This window comes from Nocardia elegans NBRC 108235 (assembly GCF_001612845.1).
GTDB lineage: Bacteria > Actinomycetota > Actinomycetes > Mycobacteriales > Mycobacteriaceae > Nocardia > Nocardia nova.
Genome location: NZ_BDBF01000050.1, coordinates 1 through 15108, shown reverse-complemented (window position 1 = coordinate 15108; position 15108 = coordinate 1). Strand labels below are relative to the sequence as shown.

The 15108-nt window shown below is 67.0% G+C and carries 10 protein-coding genes; 4 read left to right on the top strand and 6 right to left on the bottom strand.

What is annotated here, in order from left to right; translation table 11 throughout:
• Positions 1 to 24 precede the first annotated feature (24 nt).
• Positions 25 to 1254: a DUF7373 family lipoprotein gene (locus NE2_RS36015; protein ID WP_146165377.1), complete on the top strand. Its 1230-nt coding sequence runs from the start codon at positions 25 to 27 to the stop codon at positions 1252 to 1254.
• A gap of 24 nt (positions 1255 to 1278) precedes the next feature.
• On the opposite strand, the gene NE2_RS28300 is transcribed toward NE2_RS36015, so the two are convergent.
• The 5 genes from NE2_RS28300 to NE2_RS28280 all read right to left on the bottom strand — a co-directional run bounded on the left by NE2_RS28300 (position 1279) and on the right by NE2_RS28280 (position 8287).
• A complete protein-coding gene (locus tag NE2_RS28300) occupies positions 1279 to 2937 on the bottom strand; it encodes a serine/threonine-protein kinase (protein WP_063031007.1) in 1659 nt (552 codons plus the stop codon).
• Between the two features lie 76 nt (positions 2938 to 3013).
• Positions 3014 to 4258 (bottom strand): DUF7373 family lipoprotein, encoded by a 1245-nt coding sequence (locus NE2_RS28295; protein ID WP_063031005.1) that lies wholly within the window; start codon positions 4256 to 4258, stop codon positions 3014 to 3016.
• Positions 4255 to 5463 (bottom strand): DUF7373 family lipoprotein, encoded by a 1209-nt coding sequence (locus NE2_RS28290; RefSeq protein WP_063031003.1) that lies wholly within the window; start codon positions 5461 to 5463, stop codon positions 4255 to 4257. The genes NE2_RS28295 and NE2_RS28290 overlap by 4 nt, the downstream gene beginning before the upstream one ends.
• A 139-nt stretch (positions 5464 to 5602) precedes the next feature.
• Positions 5603 to 7012 (bottom strand): type VII secretion-associated protein, encoded by a 1410-nt coding sequence (locus NE2_RS28285; RefSeq protein WP_063031001.1) that lies wholly within the window; start codon positions 7010 to 7012, stop codon positions 5603 to 5605.
• Positions 7013 to 7087: 75 nt separating this feature from the next.
• Positions 7088 to 8287, bottom strand: coding sequence for a DUF7373 family lipoprotein (locus NE2_RS28280; RefSeq protein WP_063030999.1), 1200 nt, complete (start codon positions 8285 to 8287; stop codon positions 7088 to 7090).
• A 151-nt stretch (positions 8288 to 8438) separates the two neighbouring features.
• Between NE2_RS28280 and NE2_RS28275 the strand changes: the two genes are divergently transcribed.
• The gene (locus NE2_RS28275) at positions 8439 to 9737 is read left to right on the top strand and encodes an FHA domain-containing protein (RefSeq protein ID WP_063030997.1); all 1299 of its coding nucleotides are present in this window, start codon (positions 8439 to 8441) and stop codon (positions 9735 to 9737) included.
• Positions 9738 to 9771: 34 nt separating this feature from the next.
• Here NE2_RS28275 and NE2_RS28270 read toward each other — a convergent pair whose 3' ends face one another.
• Positions 9772 to 11217, bottom strand: a complete 1446-nt coding sequence (locus NE2_RS28270; RefSeq protein WP_063030995.1) for a neutral zinc metallopeptidase — start codon at positions 11215 to 11217, stop codon at positions 9772 to 9774.
• Positions 11218 to 11328: 111 nt separating this feature from the next.
• Between NE2_RS28270 and NE2_RS28265 the strand changes: the two genes are divergently transcribed.
• Together NE2_RS28265 and NE2_RS28260 are read left to right on the top strand one after the other, a co-directional pair.
• Positions 11329 to 13950: an FHA domain-containing protein gene (locus NE2_RS28265; RefSeq protein ID WP_063030993.1), complete on the top strand. Its 2622-nt coding sequence runs from the start codon at positions 11329 to 11331 to the stop codon at positions 13948 to 13950.
• An 85-nt stretch (positions 13951 to 14035) separates the two neighbouring features.
• Positions 14036 to 15108: hypothetical protein (locus tag NE2_RS28260; RefSeq protein ID WP_233429900.1), on the top strand; the 1073-nt coding region annotated here is incomplete at its 3' end.

The window sequence follows — 15108 nt, the reverse complement described above, 5'->3', positions numbered from 1 at the left end:
ACGAAGTTGCGCAGATTGCTCGCGGTGGCTGCTTCGGTCTTGGTGTTGGGCGGCGTGGTGGCGGCTTGTGGGGTAGAAGGTACGCCCTTGCCGTCCGAGGAAAAGGTGGACACATCGATGTTGTCTCCGGGCCCCTATCGGACAGTGGCGCGTGTGGCGCCGGAATCATCGGTGGGGCCCGATGTACGGTGGCTGCGCGAGGCCCAACGTATGGCCGGCTACATTCCCGATCCGGTCGACATCGACAGTGAGCTGACCACGAAGACAGATCCGACGGGGGTTCTCCGAAACGGCGCCAGTCTGGTAAACGCGGAAAGCGGCGGAATAGGTGCGAATGATCTGGGCGCACTGGCAGATGTCGCCGGAAAGTATCATTTCCTCGGCGGCTTCTCGACTGCGCGCGGTAACGATCAAGGGGTGAACTCCCGGTATCTCGTGAATTCGTTGCTGCGCTTTCCTGATCCTGAATCGGCGGCACGTGCTGCCATGGAAATGAAGCAAGCCGTGATGGATTGGAACAATAATCCCAAGTATTCCTCTGTTACCGGGCTGGGGCCGCCGACGGACGTAGCAGTAAGGGGCTACCCAGACGCTCGGGCATTCTACTTTCCGACTGGGATGGTCTCCTCGTGGTACGCAACCGGCCCACTGGTTGCTCACACGGTTGCGGTGGATCCGGAAAAACCTGCCGACGCTGTCTCGCAGCGGGTCACGAAAGCGCTCGACGCCCAGGCTGATCTACTCAGAGATTTCGTTCCTACCGCCGCTGAGAATTTATCGACATTAACGATCGACCGTGACGGGATACTTGCGCGCACACTCGCGTTCCGGGAAGGTCAGAGTATCAACACATCGCAAGAAGCCTACTATTCGGCACGCGGAATTCTGCACTTTGCGGAGAATGGAACTTTGTACCGGAATATGTTGCGGGACAACGGTGTCGACCTGGCTGCATACAACAACGCGGTCGTACTGCGGGCCCGCGATCGGGAGGGTGCGTGGCACTTGCAGTCAGGGTGGCTGCAGAGTCATCGGCAAGGTTACGACGGTTACGACCCTCAAATCGGGCAGCCGGCGATCACGTGTGTCAAGAAGCGGGACTCCCACGACGATACAGCTGAGAAGTTGGCGAGCACCCGATTCCAATGCGCAATCACATTCGGTCGGTATATGGCTGAGGTATCCAGCGGTCAAGAGTTGGATATCAAACAACGAGCAAGCGCTCAGCTAGCGTTACTGGTGAACAATCCGTAATCGCTCGGCAGAGCCGTGCTGGGCTCAGTTGATTTGCTTTCGAAGCACCGGCACCAACTTGCTCAGTAGAGTTTGTTCCGACGCGCTGCTCCAGTTACGTAGTGCGGACACAGCCGCAGGATCGTCGACTGGGATGACAGTCGCCTTCGCGCCGGTGATGCTGTAAGGAAGCCCGAGTAATCCACCGCCACCGGCGTTCGGGTCACTTCGGACGGCGAGAATGTAGCTATCGGCCGAGGTCTTGAGATCTTGGTATGGATCAGTGATCGGCCGAGGCGAGGGCTCGTCACCGTTTTTCGGATACTGCAAATTGTAGACGAAGCCCAGGTCCTGCAAGAACTGCGTCGGCGAAGTGCCGCCGAGGAAGACGCCGAACGTCTTTTCTCCGGTCACGTCCAACATCGTGATGGTCTTGCCCGCGAATGCCGGATTCGCTTCGCGCGCTTGCGCAACCGACGTGTACGCTGCTGCGGTCGTCGTCGCTGCCGCCGATGCCGAGGTGGTCGCCGGCCCCGTCCCGCCCGAATTGCCCTGGGTTGCCCACACTCCGATGCCGGCGGCCAAGGCTACGGCGACGAGTGCTCCGACTCCGCCGAGGAGCAAGGGTTTGCGGCTCTTGGGTTTCGGTTCGAGGAGGCGGGAGAGGTCCGGGGTGGGGCGGTGGGAGAGGTCCGGGGTGGGGCGGTGGGAGAGGTCGGGGTCGGGGCGGTGGCCGGTTTGGGTGGGGATTGCGGATTGGGTCCGGTGGGGGATCGGGGTGCGAGGGTCGGTCTGGGGGCGGGGGTCGAAGACCTGGATGGGGTAGGTCGGGGAGGTGGTGGTGCGGATCGGGCTGTGGCCGGGGGTGAGGGCGTTCGCGGCGGCGTCGGTGAGTTCGCGGCAGCTGCTGAAGCGGTCGGCGGGATTCTTCGCCAGGGCGCGCGCGAAGACGTGGTCGATCGCCGGTGGTAGCCCGGAATTGACGGCGGTGGCGCGAGGCGGCGGCTCGTAGAGGTGCCCCATCATGACCATCGCGGGTTGGGTTGCGGGATACGGGTTCTGGCCGGTGATGAGCTTGTAGAGCGCGCAACCCAGGCTGTAGATGTCGGCTCGGCTGTCGACCGCCATGCCTTGGAGTTGTTCCGGCGGCGCATAGGCGATCGTCGCGACGAAGCTGCCGGTCTGGGTGAGTTCGGTGGCGTCGTCGGCGGATTTGGCGACACCGAAATCGGTGAGCAGGACGCGTTCCTCGTCATCGTCCTCGGGGGTCGACAGCAGGAAGTTCGCGGGTTTGACGTCGCGGTGCAGGAGTCCGCGGCGGTGCGCGTAGTCCAGGCCCTTACCGACCTCGGTGACGATGCGCAGGGCGCGCAGCGGAGTCATCGAATGCGGGTCGCGGGCCAGTTCGGCCGAGGCGTCGGTGCCGTCGACGTACTGCATGGCGATCCACAACTGGCCGTGCTCTTCACCGCGGTTGTAGACCGAGACGATATTCGGATGATCCAGGCCGGCAGCGAGATTGGCCTCGCGTTCGAATCTGCCCCGGAATTCGTGGTTGGACGACAGTTCACCGCTGAGCACCTTGATGGCGTCCATGCGGGGGAGGCTGGGATGTTTGGCGAGATACACCGTGCCCATGCCACCGGCGCCCAGCTGGCGAACGATCCGATACCCACCGACGATGGTGCCGGGACTCATCACCATCAGCAACAAACTCCTGGTAGTTCGGCGGGCCGCGTATCGTCGCGGAGCTTACTGGACTTCGAGGTGGGCGGTCGAGTCACGGCTGCCACTGGCTGTTGGCGAACAGGGCGTACTGCGCGGCCGCGCGTTGATGCACGTCGACCAGCTGATTCGAGGTCACATAGCCGACATAGTTGCGGTAGGCGACGATGCAGGTATAGCGCTTCAGCCCGCCGTCGACGTTCTTCGTACCGTTCTCCACGCATGCCGAATCCGTGAGCTGGGGAACCGGATCGACGGCCGGACCACCACCCTGGAAGATGATGCGATCGGTGACAGCCTTTTTCGCCGATGCGGCGTCGGCGGCGCGCAACACCAGAGCGTCGGAGGTTTTGGCGAATTCGTCGGCCTTCAGGGCGGCGACGCTCTGCGCGGCGGCCTTGCGATCGGACATGTAGTGCAGAATTCCGTGCGGACCGAATACGCCGTTGTCGTCGCCGAATTGGGGACGCCCGGACTGACCGGTGTTGAGCGCCCGGCTGAGCAGGTAATCCGGATCCCAGGGAAGTTTGACCGTGTCCTCGTCGGAAATCGGCGGCAGCCGGTCCAGCAGGGGGAATTCGACGTCCAGGGCCTTCTCGGTGAGCGAGGTGAGGCTGTTCAGGTTCGGTGTCGGAGTGAGGGCCAGTACCGACATCACATAGGAGCCGTGCGCGAGGAAGGAGCGGATCGACGGTGTTCCGGGGAGCCAATGTGCGTGCGCATCAGGATATTTCGCGAGCGGCACCGGCTGGTTCTGGTCTTTGTAGGCGTTGAAATCGGCGTTGTAGAAATCGGTGGCGGCCCGGGTGGCGCTTGCGGCGTCGTCGAACTGCATGACCGACAGTGCGAGCACGGTGGAATAGGGCTTCTCGGGCTTCGGCCAGCCGGCGAAACCCCAGCCCGCGTCCTTGTCGCTGGCCGCGGTCGAGAATCCGTACACCATGTGGTCGCGCTTGGCGACGGCCTCCATATCGTTCTCGTTGCCGAGCGCATCGGGCAGGACGCCGGCGGAGAAGCTGCCCGCCTTCTCGCGTTTCGTCAGCGACGGGTCGACCTGATCCGCGGTTACCACGTACTCGGCGAGGCGCATGCCGGCGGCCTCGGGTGCGTTGACGAAGCCCGGCCGATAGTCCACGTGGATATCGAGCGGCCGCACATCGTAGTTGCCGACATCGAGCTTCCGGACATCCATTTCCGACGGGCCGGCCCAGCCGCCGATGGTCGCGCCGCACCCGGTCGCCGCCAGAACTCCGCCGAGGCAGGCCACGGCGGCCGCCGCCCGGACGAATCGTGTGGTCATTTCGGATCCGCCTTTACCAAGATGGCGTACTGGGCCGAAATGCGTTGCTGCGCATCCAGCAACTGCTCACCCCAGGCCAGCGAGGCATATCGGCCGTAGTACACCGAGCAGTAGAAGCGGACGGCCAACATCTCCTTGCCATTGTATTCCCGGCATTTCGCGACCGGAAGATTCCGCGGGGACGCCGCCTGCTTGAAATGTTTTTCCGCTCCGCCCAATTCGTCGCGAATATCCGCGGCGGCCACGGCATCGCGGGCTCGGTACAGTTCGTTGCCGTAATCGGCGAAGCGGTCGACGCCGTCGCGGTCGTACCACGCCCGGGACTCGCCCGGATCGCTGCTGAAGTGCAGCCCGGAATGTCCGAGGTAGACACCGGGCGGGTTGAGCCATTCGCCGGTCGCCTCCTTCGGCCGGATCATGGTCCGGCCGAGCATCCCGTCGATGTCGATCGGGTGGTCCATCAGTTTGTCCGGGGGTGTCGGCTGAAACTTCGCGAGCGCGGGCACGACGGTGTCGAGACTTTTCTGCACGCGCGAGACGAGCGCCGGGAGATCGACCTTGTTGAACCAGTTCTTGGCCTGGTCGTAGACCGCGGTGAAGACGACCAGCCGACCCGCCGGATACCAGTTGCTGATCGCCTGTTTGGTCGGCACCCAATGCGCATGCGCCAGCGGATAATTGGGGATGGCGACCGCTTGGGTCTGCGGGTCCCGGCCGAAATCGCGCCGCTCCAGGGCCGCGGCGACCTCGGCCGCGCGCTGCTCGGTCGGGAAGATCATGGCCGCGTTGACCAGCTCGCTTCCCAGGTTGTCCGGGTCGTCGCGGCCGTAGGACGCGAAGCCGCCGATCAGATCCGGGGCGTCTTCGGCGAAGTTGCTCAGGTCGGTGAAGTCCTTCATCACCGACGTTTTCGGATCGAGGAAGACCAGGGTGTCGAGTTTGCCGGTGTGGGTGAAGGCCGGGTCGATCTCCATCGGCAGCGGCATCGCGCTGCCGAGTCGCTCCGCCTCGAAGAATGCGGCCTGACCCGGATTGGCGGGCTTGCCCATATCGCGCGGTGTGGCGTCGTACGGCCCCACGTCGAGACCGCTGAGATCGACGGTCGGTTCGGCGGCCGGAGGGGGAGCCGGATCGGAGCCGCATCCCGTCGCGGCCAGCGCCAGCGCGGCCACGGCAGCGGCCAGCACACGCACGGAATTTCGCATAGTCCCCTCCCACAGGCTCCACGCCGGTGAACACAGGTGCCTGCTCGGCCGACGCTGCGAAGAAGATAGCACCCGTCTCCGACGGGTGCCCTTCACCGGCGGCGGTACCCGATGGGCGGGCGTCGCCGTGGGCGGGGTGTCAGGCCCCCGCCCGCAGATCGCCGACGAACTTCTCACACACCGCCGCCATGGGCTGCCAGCCGCCGGCAGGGTATTGGCAGCCGACGCTGACCTGCAGGCCGGAATCCACCAGAACCTGCCAGCGCACCGTGGTGCCGTCGCCGGGAGTTTCCTCGTAGGACAGTCCGGGGCGGCCGCCGAAGATCACGTTGCGCTGCAGCGGCCCGACCGTGCCGGCCGGTCGTTTGGCGATCTGGGTTTCGAGCGTGGCGGCGACGTCCTCGATGCCGGAACCCGCGGCGAGATCCTTCTGGACCAGCGAAATACGTTCCCGCGCACCGTCGTTCGGAGACAGGTCGACCCTGGCGCCGGAGCGATTGGTGATATGCCAGCCCGCCGGGACCACCGCCTCGACTCGCCCGAAGGACTCCGCGGGTGGTGCCGTCGGTGAGGCGACGGCGGACGGGTGCGTACCGGTGGATTCCGCCGTCTGCGACTCGCCGCCGGATCGGGTCAGCACGACGGCGGCCGCCACCGCGGCGACGATCACCGCGAACACAGCGGCGCCGATGAAGAGCGGAGTGCGGAGCTTCGGTGGCGGCGCGGTCGCGGCCGCATGCTCGTGCAGCGAGCCGACCCACGGTGTCTGCGGGGCGAACCGCGCGGGTTGAGCCGCGGGGGACATCGCGGGCCCGCCCCGGACCAGGTCCACACCGGACATCGCGCGCAGGTCGACACCGAAGCCGTAGCGCCGGGACAGCTCCGCGCGCATCGCTTCCAGCAGTGCGGGTTCGGCGGCGCCGACGACCACGAGATAGCTGGGTTTGCGGCCGCCGAGCAGTCGATCGACGATATCGACGACGGCCTCAACGCCGCGTCCCTCGGCCAGGTCCGCGGAGCCGATCGTCGGCTCGTATTCGCAAGCCTCGATCCAGGTCTCGGTGCCCGAACGGCCGGTGAGGGTGACGGTCGTGGTGAGCGGATTCAGTTCCACCACCGCGATGCGCTGCTGCTGCGAGGTGCTCGCGGACAGTCCGGCCACCCGTAACGCCAGCGGTTCGACGCTGATCTCGCCGGCCAGACGGCGGGCGCCGGCCTCGAGCGCGGCGCGGCGGCGCGTGCCCCACTCCGACGGGCTCACCACCGTGAGCCGCTCACACGCGCTGGGCAGCCGCAGATTCGTCAGCACCGCGCCGAAGATCGCGGCGAAGGCGTCGGCGACGGTCGGCAGCATCGGGACGAAGGCGATGCGGTCGGCCGCGGCCAGCCGTACCACGGAGACGGCGGGGGAGGGCGGCTGAAGTGGTTCTCCCACAACGAGACTCGCGCCATCGCTGGCGGGGACCACCGAGGGAGCGCCGTCCCAATGAGTGGATTCGCTGCGCGTCCACAATCGGCTGTCGGTCAGTATCAGATCGACCGTGGACATCAGCTCCCCCTTCCAGGCTGGGTCTCGCGGCATAGTACTCCAGCACGGTGACGCTCCCGCGCCGCCCGGGCTCGGTCAGAAGCTGTTGGCCAGCAACGCATACGCCGCGTCGACTCGCTGATCGATATCGTCGCGGCTGTTGGCGTTGACGACCTCCACGTATCGCCGGTAGGGCACGTAGCAGCGGAAACGGCTGTCCTTCTGGGGATCTCCCGAACTGTTGAGCGTCAGGCATTTGGCCCCGGGCACCGTCTTGGGCGCGTCGGCCGGCTCGTACTGCTCACCGGAACCGGAGATCAGCCCCTTGATCATGCGCGCCCCCGCATCGGCGTCGCGGACGCGCAACACCGAACTGTTGTCGGCGACGGCGATGGCATCCATGCCGGTGTCGTCGACGAGGCGCTGGCGCGTGGTCTCGTCGGAGGAGATGTGGACGAATGCCGGTGCGGCATAGACCGCGAAGCGATCGGCATCGGGTGTGCGGTTCGAGCGGTCGCGCACGACGGCGCGGGCGAGCAGGCCGTCCGGATCCACCGGCAGCGCGTCGAGGCCGCCGGCCGCCGTCGCCTGGAAGTGATCGAGTGCCGGCACCTCGGCATCGAGTGTTTTCTGGACCCAGGCCAGCAGGTCGGCCTCCTCGGAGCGAGGCCGCTCGATGAACAGCGAGATCACGAACTGCTTGTAGGCCATGAAGGTGCCGATGGTGGGGATCCCGGGACGGTAGTGGATATAGGCGTCCGGGTATTTCGGCAGTGCGAGTTTGCGATTGAGGTCGGGTGCCACACCGAAGTCGACATCCTCGAGTTCGCGCGCGGCCTGCCGGGCAGCGGACTCGTCCGGGAAACGCAGCACCAGATCGGTGACCGAGGTCGCCGCGGCCGCGCTGTCCAGCGAGCCGGGCTTGTCGGAACCCGCCGCGACATAGGCGACGATCATCTTGTTGCGGTCGAGCACCGGTTTGGAGACCGCGGCCAGCAGGCGACGGGTGGCCTCGGTGCTGTCGGCGACGACTCGCCCGCCGGCGCCGACCGTCAGCGACGGGTCGATGCGAACGGCCGGGACCACGGCCTGCGACATCCGCATCCCCTCCGCCAGCGCGCCCTTGCTGCCCGCGGTGGCGTCGTAGCTGTGGCGGTCGACCGGATACGGACCGACGTCGAGCGTGCGGACATCCAGTTCGGCGGCGGTCGGGGTTCCCTGCACGCCGCAACCGGTCAGCGCGGCAAGCAGTGCGGCGCAGGTGAAAACAAGAGATCTGCGAATCGTCCGGCCCATGGACCGCCCCCTTCTCCCGGTGCTCTCCCGGTTCTCCGACATCGAAATTACCGGACCAAACCCGACAGCGGGGACTCATGGACAACGATTGCCTTAACCTTGTCCGTGTGTTGACCGCTGCGCTGATCTCGCTCGGAGGCCGATTCCGTTGATGGATCGGCAGGTCGAGGTTGTCGCCGGTAACCATGTCGTCGTGCGCGTCGCGGGGGCCGTCGTGGTCGTCGCGCATCGTGGTCGCGGCCGGGTTCACCCCGACGCACCGGCGATGCGGGCCGCCGAGACGCTGGCGCAGTTGGTGTCCGAGGCGTCCGAGCATGCCCCACAAGGACCCGGGCGGATCATCGCGCGCGAGGCTACCCGCTGGCTGATGCAGGAGGCCGAACAGGTCGACGGCAGCCCGGTCGACCTGGGAATTCTGTCCGGCTCGGATACCGGTGGGGTGGCGATCTTTCTGCACGGTTCGGTCACCGCGGTACTCGCGGGCGCCCGGGGTGTCGAGTACTACCGCGGCGTGGATGCCGCCTTCACCGTCGACCGGTTCACCGAACCGCCGGCCCGTGCCGCGGCGCTGTTCATCGACGACGATCGCGGCCGGATTCCGGAACTGCCCGAACGTGGCATCGGCTCCCTGGTGGAGGGGGTGGCAGCCGCCGCGGGTGCGGTGGTCTGGTTCGAGGGCGAGCGGACCCGCGCGCGTGATCGTGTCGCCCGTCCCGCCGCCGGTGCACACCATCGCGCCGAGCCCTCGCCCACGTCGCAATTGGACGCGCAGCGGCCCGAACCGCAGCTGCCCCCACCACCGACCCGACCGGATCGGACGCCGGAAGCCGATGCGCGGCAAGGGATATCGCGTCCCGAACCGGCGGAGGATCCCCGGCTGGCCGAAACCCGGTTGCGCGGTACGAATCCCGCCCCCGGTCCCGATCCCGAACTGGAACGCCGAATGGAGGCGACCGCCCGCGCGACCTCGCTGACCGTGCGGGTGATGGGATTCACCTGCGCTCGTGCTCATCCCAGCGATCCGCGCTCGGCGTTCTGCACGGTCTGCGGAATGCCGGTCGACCAGACGCAGCAACCGGTCGAGGTCGTCCGGCCGCCGCTGGGCATGCTCGTACTCGACGACGGCATGACCTATCTGCTGGCGGCCGACGCCGTGATCGGACGGGACCCGGAGAACTCGGAGTCCGCCCAGCGCGGTCTGGTGCCGGTCAAAATCGAGGACTCCTCCGGCGGAATGTCGCGGGCCCACGCCGAAATCCGGCTGATGAACTGGGATATCACCGTCGTGGATAGGGGCTCCACCAACGGCACCCGGGCCCGGCCGGCCGGATATCGCGATTGGATTCGGCTGCAACCGAATCAGCCGATGGTGCTGGCCCACGGCTCGGAGATCCAGCTCGGCAACCGCGTACTGCGATTGGAGCCGGCCGCGCCCCCGCCGTTCGGTTGAGCGACCGTAGCGACGCGGCCGAGGAGGCAGCGCGTCAGGAGTAGCGCGCCTCGCAGATCTCCTGTGTGCCCAGCACACCGGCCCGGAACGCGTCCACCCGGGAAAACCCGCTCGGCACGGTCTTGCCCTCCACATCGCTGGCCGCCAGCCCATCGCTGAGCAGTCCCGAAACCGCCTTGTCGAGATCGCCTGGAGACAGCGCGATATCGCCCTGGCCGGCGTCGCGACGCGGATCGGCGAGCTTCGCGGTGATCACGCCCGACAGACAGGCGGCCCGCAGACCGGTCTTCGCTCCGGTCAACTGCTGGTGCGCATTGCGCTGCACCGCGAGCGCGTAGCGGGAGACGAACACGACGTAGGCGTTGTAGTCGCCGCCGACGCGAGTCGGAAAGCCGTCCTGCTCATCGGTATCCGCCGCACCGCGCTGTGCGAGGGCCGGAATGTCGGTGCCGATCGTATTCGTCGCGGGGCAGTAGGTGACGGGCACGGTGTCGGCGCCGTTGCTGCAGTGCATGAGGGCGCCGTGATAGTCGTAGGTCGGTTCGGACGGGATCGGCATGATCGCCGCCATCGCCTTGCTCAACTCCTTGAGACTGTCCTTGGTGATCGCCAGTTCGCCGCGATTGACGTCGTCGCCGAAGGACTGCGGCAAATTCTTGCGGCGGCGATCGATGTCCTTCATATCGATCGCCTTGCAGCCCTTGGGGCCGTCGGTGAAACCGATCTGCACCGCGGTCACCCGCTCGAAGGCCGAGCCGTGCACCGATTCCGGATCCTCGGGATTGGCGTCGCGGATGGCGACCGTCGCGGCCAGCACGTTGTTGAGGCCGTCGGAGGTGTTGATCGTGAAATGCGCGGCCTTGTCCTCGGCGACGTGACGCATGAACGCGCCGGCGAAACAGTCGGCCTGCTGCTCTTTCACGATGACCGGATCCTTCGCGGTGACGATGCGCGACATCGTCTGGATGGCGTGGCCGTATTCGTGCGCGAGCACCATCACCACGGCCATCTTCCCGAAGCTGTCCTGCATCATGGGCAGCAGTACGCCGCGATCCCAGCCGACGGAATTGTCCAGCCGGCAGTAGGCCGCGTTGACCAGGTGATAGGTCGTGTCCTTGCAGAACTGCGTCTCCTGCGAGCGCGGCGCCTTCGCACTCCAGGAATAGAACTTGGTGACGGGGGTGAAGTCGCCGTCGAACTCGTTGTGGTACTCACCGCGCCAATAACTTTGGATATCGTCGATGGCATTGAGCGCCAACGTGTCGACCGCGCCCTTGTCGCCGCCCGTCGCGGTCAGCGGGGAATCGGGAACACCGGAACGAGGACCGCTGGGGCCGCTGGTGGTGGGCAGTCCGGCGACCTGGAACGGGTCGTCGTAGATGGATACGGCGTGCCCACCGGTCGTCATGGTGCACCCGGCCAGTAGACCGACCGCCAGCACCAGTACGGCGAGGGTCGCCGTCACCGGGCGTTTCGCCATCTCCCCATCCCTCCCCGGGCCGGTAGTCGCTGCGTCACCTGCGCCGCCCCCGGCGATCGGGGGCACGTTCGAGCCCCACCGATGTCACGGCCATCGCATATTATCCGGCTCATGTCATTACCGGGGGCGCAGAAGATCACCGTGCGCCATGAGGGAACCGATCGGATCTTCGAAAACACTCAGCAGGTGACCCTGGGCCGCGCGCCCGAGGTGACGGTGTTCGTCGACAGTCCGCTGGTCTCTCGTGTGCACGCGACACTTGGCTGGCAGGGGGGCGCCTGGGTGCTCGCCGACAACGGCAGTACCAACGGGGTTTTCGTGGACGCCCAGCGGATCACGCGTCCTGTCCCGGTGGATCGGCCGATGCTGGTCCGGCTCGGCGACGCGATCACGGGCCCGCTGGTTCATCTGCTGCCGGAGGCGCAATTCCGGCCGCCCGCACCGCCCACCCGGGCGCAGTCGCCGGGCCGTGCGCCGAATCCGCCTGCCCGGGACGCGGGGCCGCGTGGCAGCGGCCCACACGATGGTAATCAGCACGGTGGGGGTCAGCAGCAGCGCCGGCAACCGTCCCATCCCACACCGCAATCCGGTCAGATGCGCCGCCCGGCTGCGCCGCAGCCGCCGTCGCGGCCTGCGCAACGGCCGAATCAACGCCCGTCTCAACCGATTCCGGCGGCCCACGGCTCCGGCGGTGTGCCGAACGTCAATATGACCACCAAGGCCGACACCTCGGCACTGCCGCCGGTGCGTGCGCGGGCCTCGACCGCGCCGATCGCGCGGGCCGACCGCATTCCGGCCGGCGGCCTGACCATCGGCCGTACCAGCGACAACCAGATCGTCGTCAACGATCCGCTGGCTTCGCGTCGGCACGCCCGCCTGGTCAAGAGCGGCGAGGGCCTCGTCCTCGAGGATGTGGGCTCGGCCAACGGCACCTTCGTCAACGGCCGCCGCGAGCAGCGGGTGGCGCTGCGCGAACGCGATATCGTCACCATCGGCAACGTGGACTTCGTCGTGCAGGAAGGCACGCTGAAGCACCGCAAGAAGCCGGTCACCGAACAGGGATTGAGCGTTCACGGCGTCGGTTTCGTCGTCGAGGGCAACAAGCAACTGCTCGTGGACGTCAACATGCAGGCCGGGCGCGGCACCCTGACCGCGCTCATCGGACCCTCGGGCGCCGGTAAGTCGACGCTGTCGAAACTCATTGCGGGAACGACACATCCGTCGGCCGGCGTGGTCACCTTCGAGGGCCGCAACCTGCACGCCGAATACGAGGCCATGCGCAGTCGTATCGGCATGGTCCCGCAGGACGATGTGCTGCACCGCCAGCTGACCGTGCGCCAGGCACTCGGATTCGCCGCCGAACTGCGGCTGCCGCCGGACTCCTCGAAGGCCGATCGGCAGCAGGTCATCGACGGCGTGCTGAAGGAACTGTCGCTGACCGAACATGCCGATACCCGCGTCGACCGGCTCTCCGGCGGTCAGCGCAAGCGCGCCTCCGTGGCGCTGGAACTGCTGACCGGTCCGGCCCTGTTGCTGCTCGACGAGCCCACATCGGGTCTCGACCCGGCACTGGACCGCCAGGTCATGACCATGCTGCGTGAACTGGCCGACGCCGGGCGCACCGTCATCGTGGTCACCCACTCGGTGGCCTGCCTGGACATGTGCGATCAGGTGCTGCTGCTGGCGCCCGGCGGCAAGACCGCGTTCTGCGGACATCCGGCCGGGGTCGGCGACTTTCTCGGGACCAGCGACTGGGCGGAGATCTTCGCGCGGGTCGCCGCCGAACCGGACCGCGCCTTCGCGAACTACCGGTCCCGGCAGGCGGCGCTGCCACCGCCACCGCCGGCCGTGCCGCGCGGTGTGATGGGGCAGCCACCGAAATCCAGTGGCTGGAAACAACTATCGACACTGTCGCGGCGGCAGGTCCGGCTGATCCTCGCCGACCGCGGCTACCTGGCCTTCCTGGTGGTCCTCCCGTTCGTGCTGGGTGTGCTGTGCCTGGTCGTGCCGGGGAAGAACGGTTTCGCGGCCGCCCCACCGATTCTCGGCCCGGACGGCCAGTTGCATCCGCAGCTCACTGGAGGAAGTGAATCCCAGCAGCTGCTGGTCGTGCTCATCCTCGGCGCGTGCTTCATGGGGTCGACGCTGACTGTCCGCGACCTGGTCGGGGAACGCCCGATCTTCCTGCGGGAGCGAGCCGTCGGCCTGCTGCCCTCGGCGTATCTGCTGGCGAAGGTGATGGTCTTCGGTGTCGCGGCGCTGCTGCAGTCCGCGGTGCTGGTGGCCATCGTGCTGGCCGGGAAGAATCCGCCCGGAAAGGGGGCGCTCATCCCGTCCGGCGGTATCGAGTTGTACGTCGATATCGCGCTGACGGCGGTGACGTGTGTGGTCGTCGGATTGTTGTTGTCGACCGTGGCGAAGTCGAACGAACAGGTCATGCCGTTGCTGGTGGTCATGATCATGTGTCAGCTGGTGATGGCCGGAGGCATGATTCCGGTGACCGATCGCGTGGTGCTGGAACAGCTTTCGTACGTCTTCCCGTCGCGCTGGGGATTCGCCGGCGGCGCCTCGACCATCGATCTGCGGACCCTGTTCGTCAACGCCCAGCCCGATGCGATCTGGCAGCACAAACCCGGTTTCTGGTTCCTCGACGCCGGCATGTTGATCGTGCTCACCGCGGCGCTGTCCACGCTGACGTGGTGGCGTCTGCGGCTGAAGAAGTCGGCCGCGTGAACGGGTCCGGAAACGAGCGTCGACAAGGGATGTCCGCACTAATCGGCCCTGCCCCGAGCGTGCCGACGCGACAGCAGGCACACTTATGCATGTGACGGCTCGAGTTGGGGCGATACATCTCGGATGGGATGTGGTGTCCGTGGCCGCCGGTGGCGGTGGGATACCGATCCGCCCGGTCCAGGTGGAAGGCACATATACGCCGCCTGCGTATTTGCTGGCGGACAAATCCGGGCGACTGCACACCGCGGGCGCGGACCGGCAGCGGCCCGATCTGGGCATCGCGGTCTCCGACGTGCGTGACATCCTCGGGCATCAGCAGATCCGCATCGCCGGGGCGACCTGGCCGGCGGAGTTGGTGTTCCGCGCCCGGCTCTACAACCCGCTCGCCGCGATCGGCTCCCGGTTGCGGGGCAAGCCCGACGTGGTGGCGTTGCCGTTCCCGGACGACTGGGCCGACGAGAAGGTCGAGGAGTACTGCCGTCTGATCGAGCAGATGGACGTCGTCACCGACCCACTGCCCGAATCCGTGGCGCTGTCCGGTTACGTGCGGGCCCTGGGCCTGGTACAGCCGCCCGCGCGCGGCCGCCGCGGTGTCGGCGCGACCGGCGTCTACTCCGACGGCCGGGTGTGCCTGGTGGTGGCCGTCGACGGGGACGACGAGCAGCCCACCGAATCGGTCGGGGTCCCGATCACCCCGGATTCGATGCGGGACGCGCATTCGGCGGACAACGTCGTCATCGAGGTGATGGCCGCCGCCCGTTCGATCGGCGCCGACACCTCGACGGTGCTGCTCACCGGCAACGTGTGTTTCAACGACGCGTTGCGGCTGGCGTTCCAGAACCATCTGGGCAACCGGTTGCGGGTCGCCGATCATCCGATGCACGCCCTGGTGCTGGGTGCTGCGCATCTGCTGGTCACCGACAGCGAATACGCCGAGGCGGAGCAGGGGCCGGCTCCCGCGCCGGGTCCGGCGGTGCCGAATCAGCCGAACCCGGCGGTACCGAATCAGCCGAACCCGGCGGTACCGAATCAGCCGGGTCCGCCGCGACCCGGCCCGATGCAGGCGGCGTCGAATCAAGGCAGCCCGAATCGCGCTGTGCCGCAATCGGATTCCCGGATCGAGAACGCGGGCCGGCATGCGGGGCTGCCGGATCCCGC

Bases quoted from the DNA above. Each gene is read 5' to 3' on its own strand.
- NE2_RS28300 (WP_063031007.1), bottom strand. From the start codon at position 2,937: ATGGTGATGAGTCCCGGCACCATCGTCGGTGGGTATCGGATCGTTCGC.
- NE2_RS28295 (WP_063031005.1), bottom strand. From the start codon at position 4,258: ATGACCACACGATTCGTCCGGGCGGCGGCCGCCGTGGCCTGCCTCGGC.
- NE2_RS28290 (WP_063031003.1), bottom strand. From the start codon at position 5,463: ATGCGAAATTCCGTGCGTGTGCTGGCCGCTGCCGTGGCCGCGCTGGCG.
- NE2_RS28285 (WP_063031001.1), bottom strand. From the start codon at position 7,012: ATGTCCACGGTCGATCTGATACTGACCGACAGCCGATTGTGGACGCGC.
- NE2_RS28280 (WP_063030999.1), bottom strand. From the start codon at position 8,287: ATGGGCCGGACGATTCGCAGATCTCTTGTTTTCACCTGCGCCGCACTG.
- NE2_RS28275 (WP_063030997.1), top strand. From the start codon at position 8,439: ATGGATCGGCAGGTCGAGGTTGTCGCCGGTAACCATGTCGTCGTGCGC.
- NE2_RS28270 (WP_063030995.1), bottom strand. From the start codon at position 11,217: ATGGCGAAACGCCCGGTGACGGCGACCCTCGCCGTACTGGTGCTGGCG.
- NE2_RS28265 (WP_063030993.1), top strand. From the start codon at position 11,329: ATGTCATTACCGGGGGCGCAGAAGATCACCGTGCGCCATGAGGGAACC.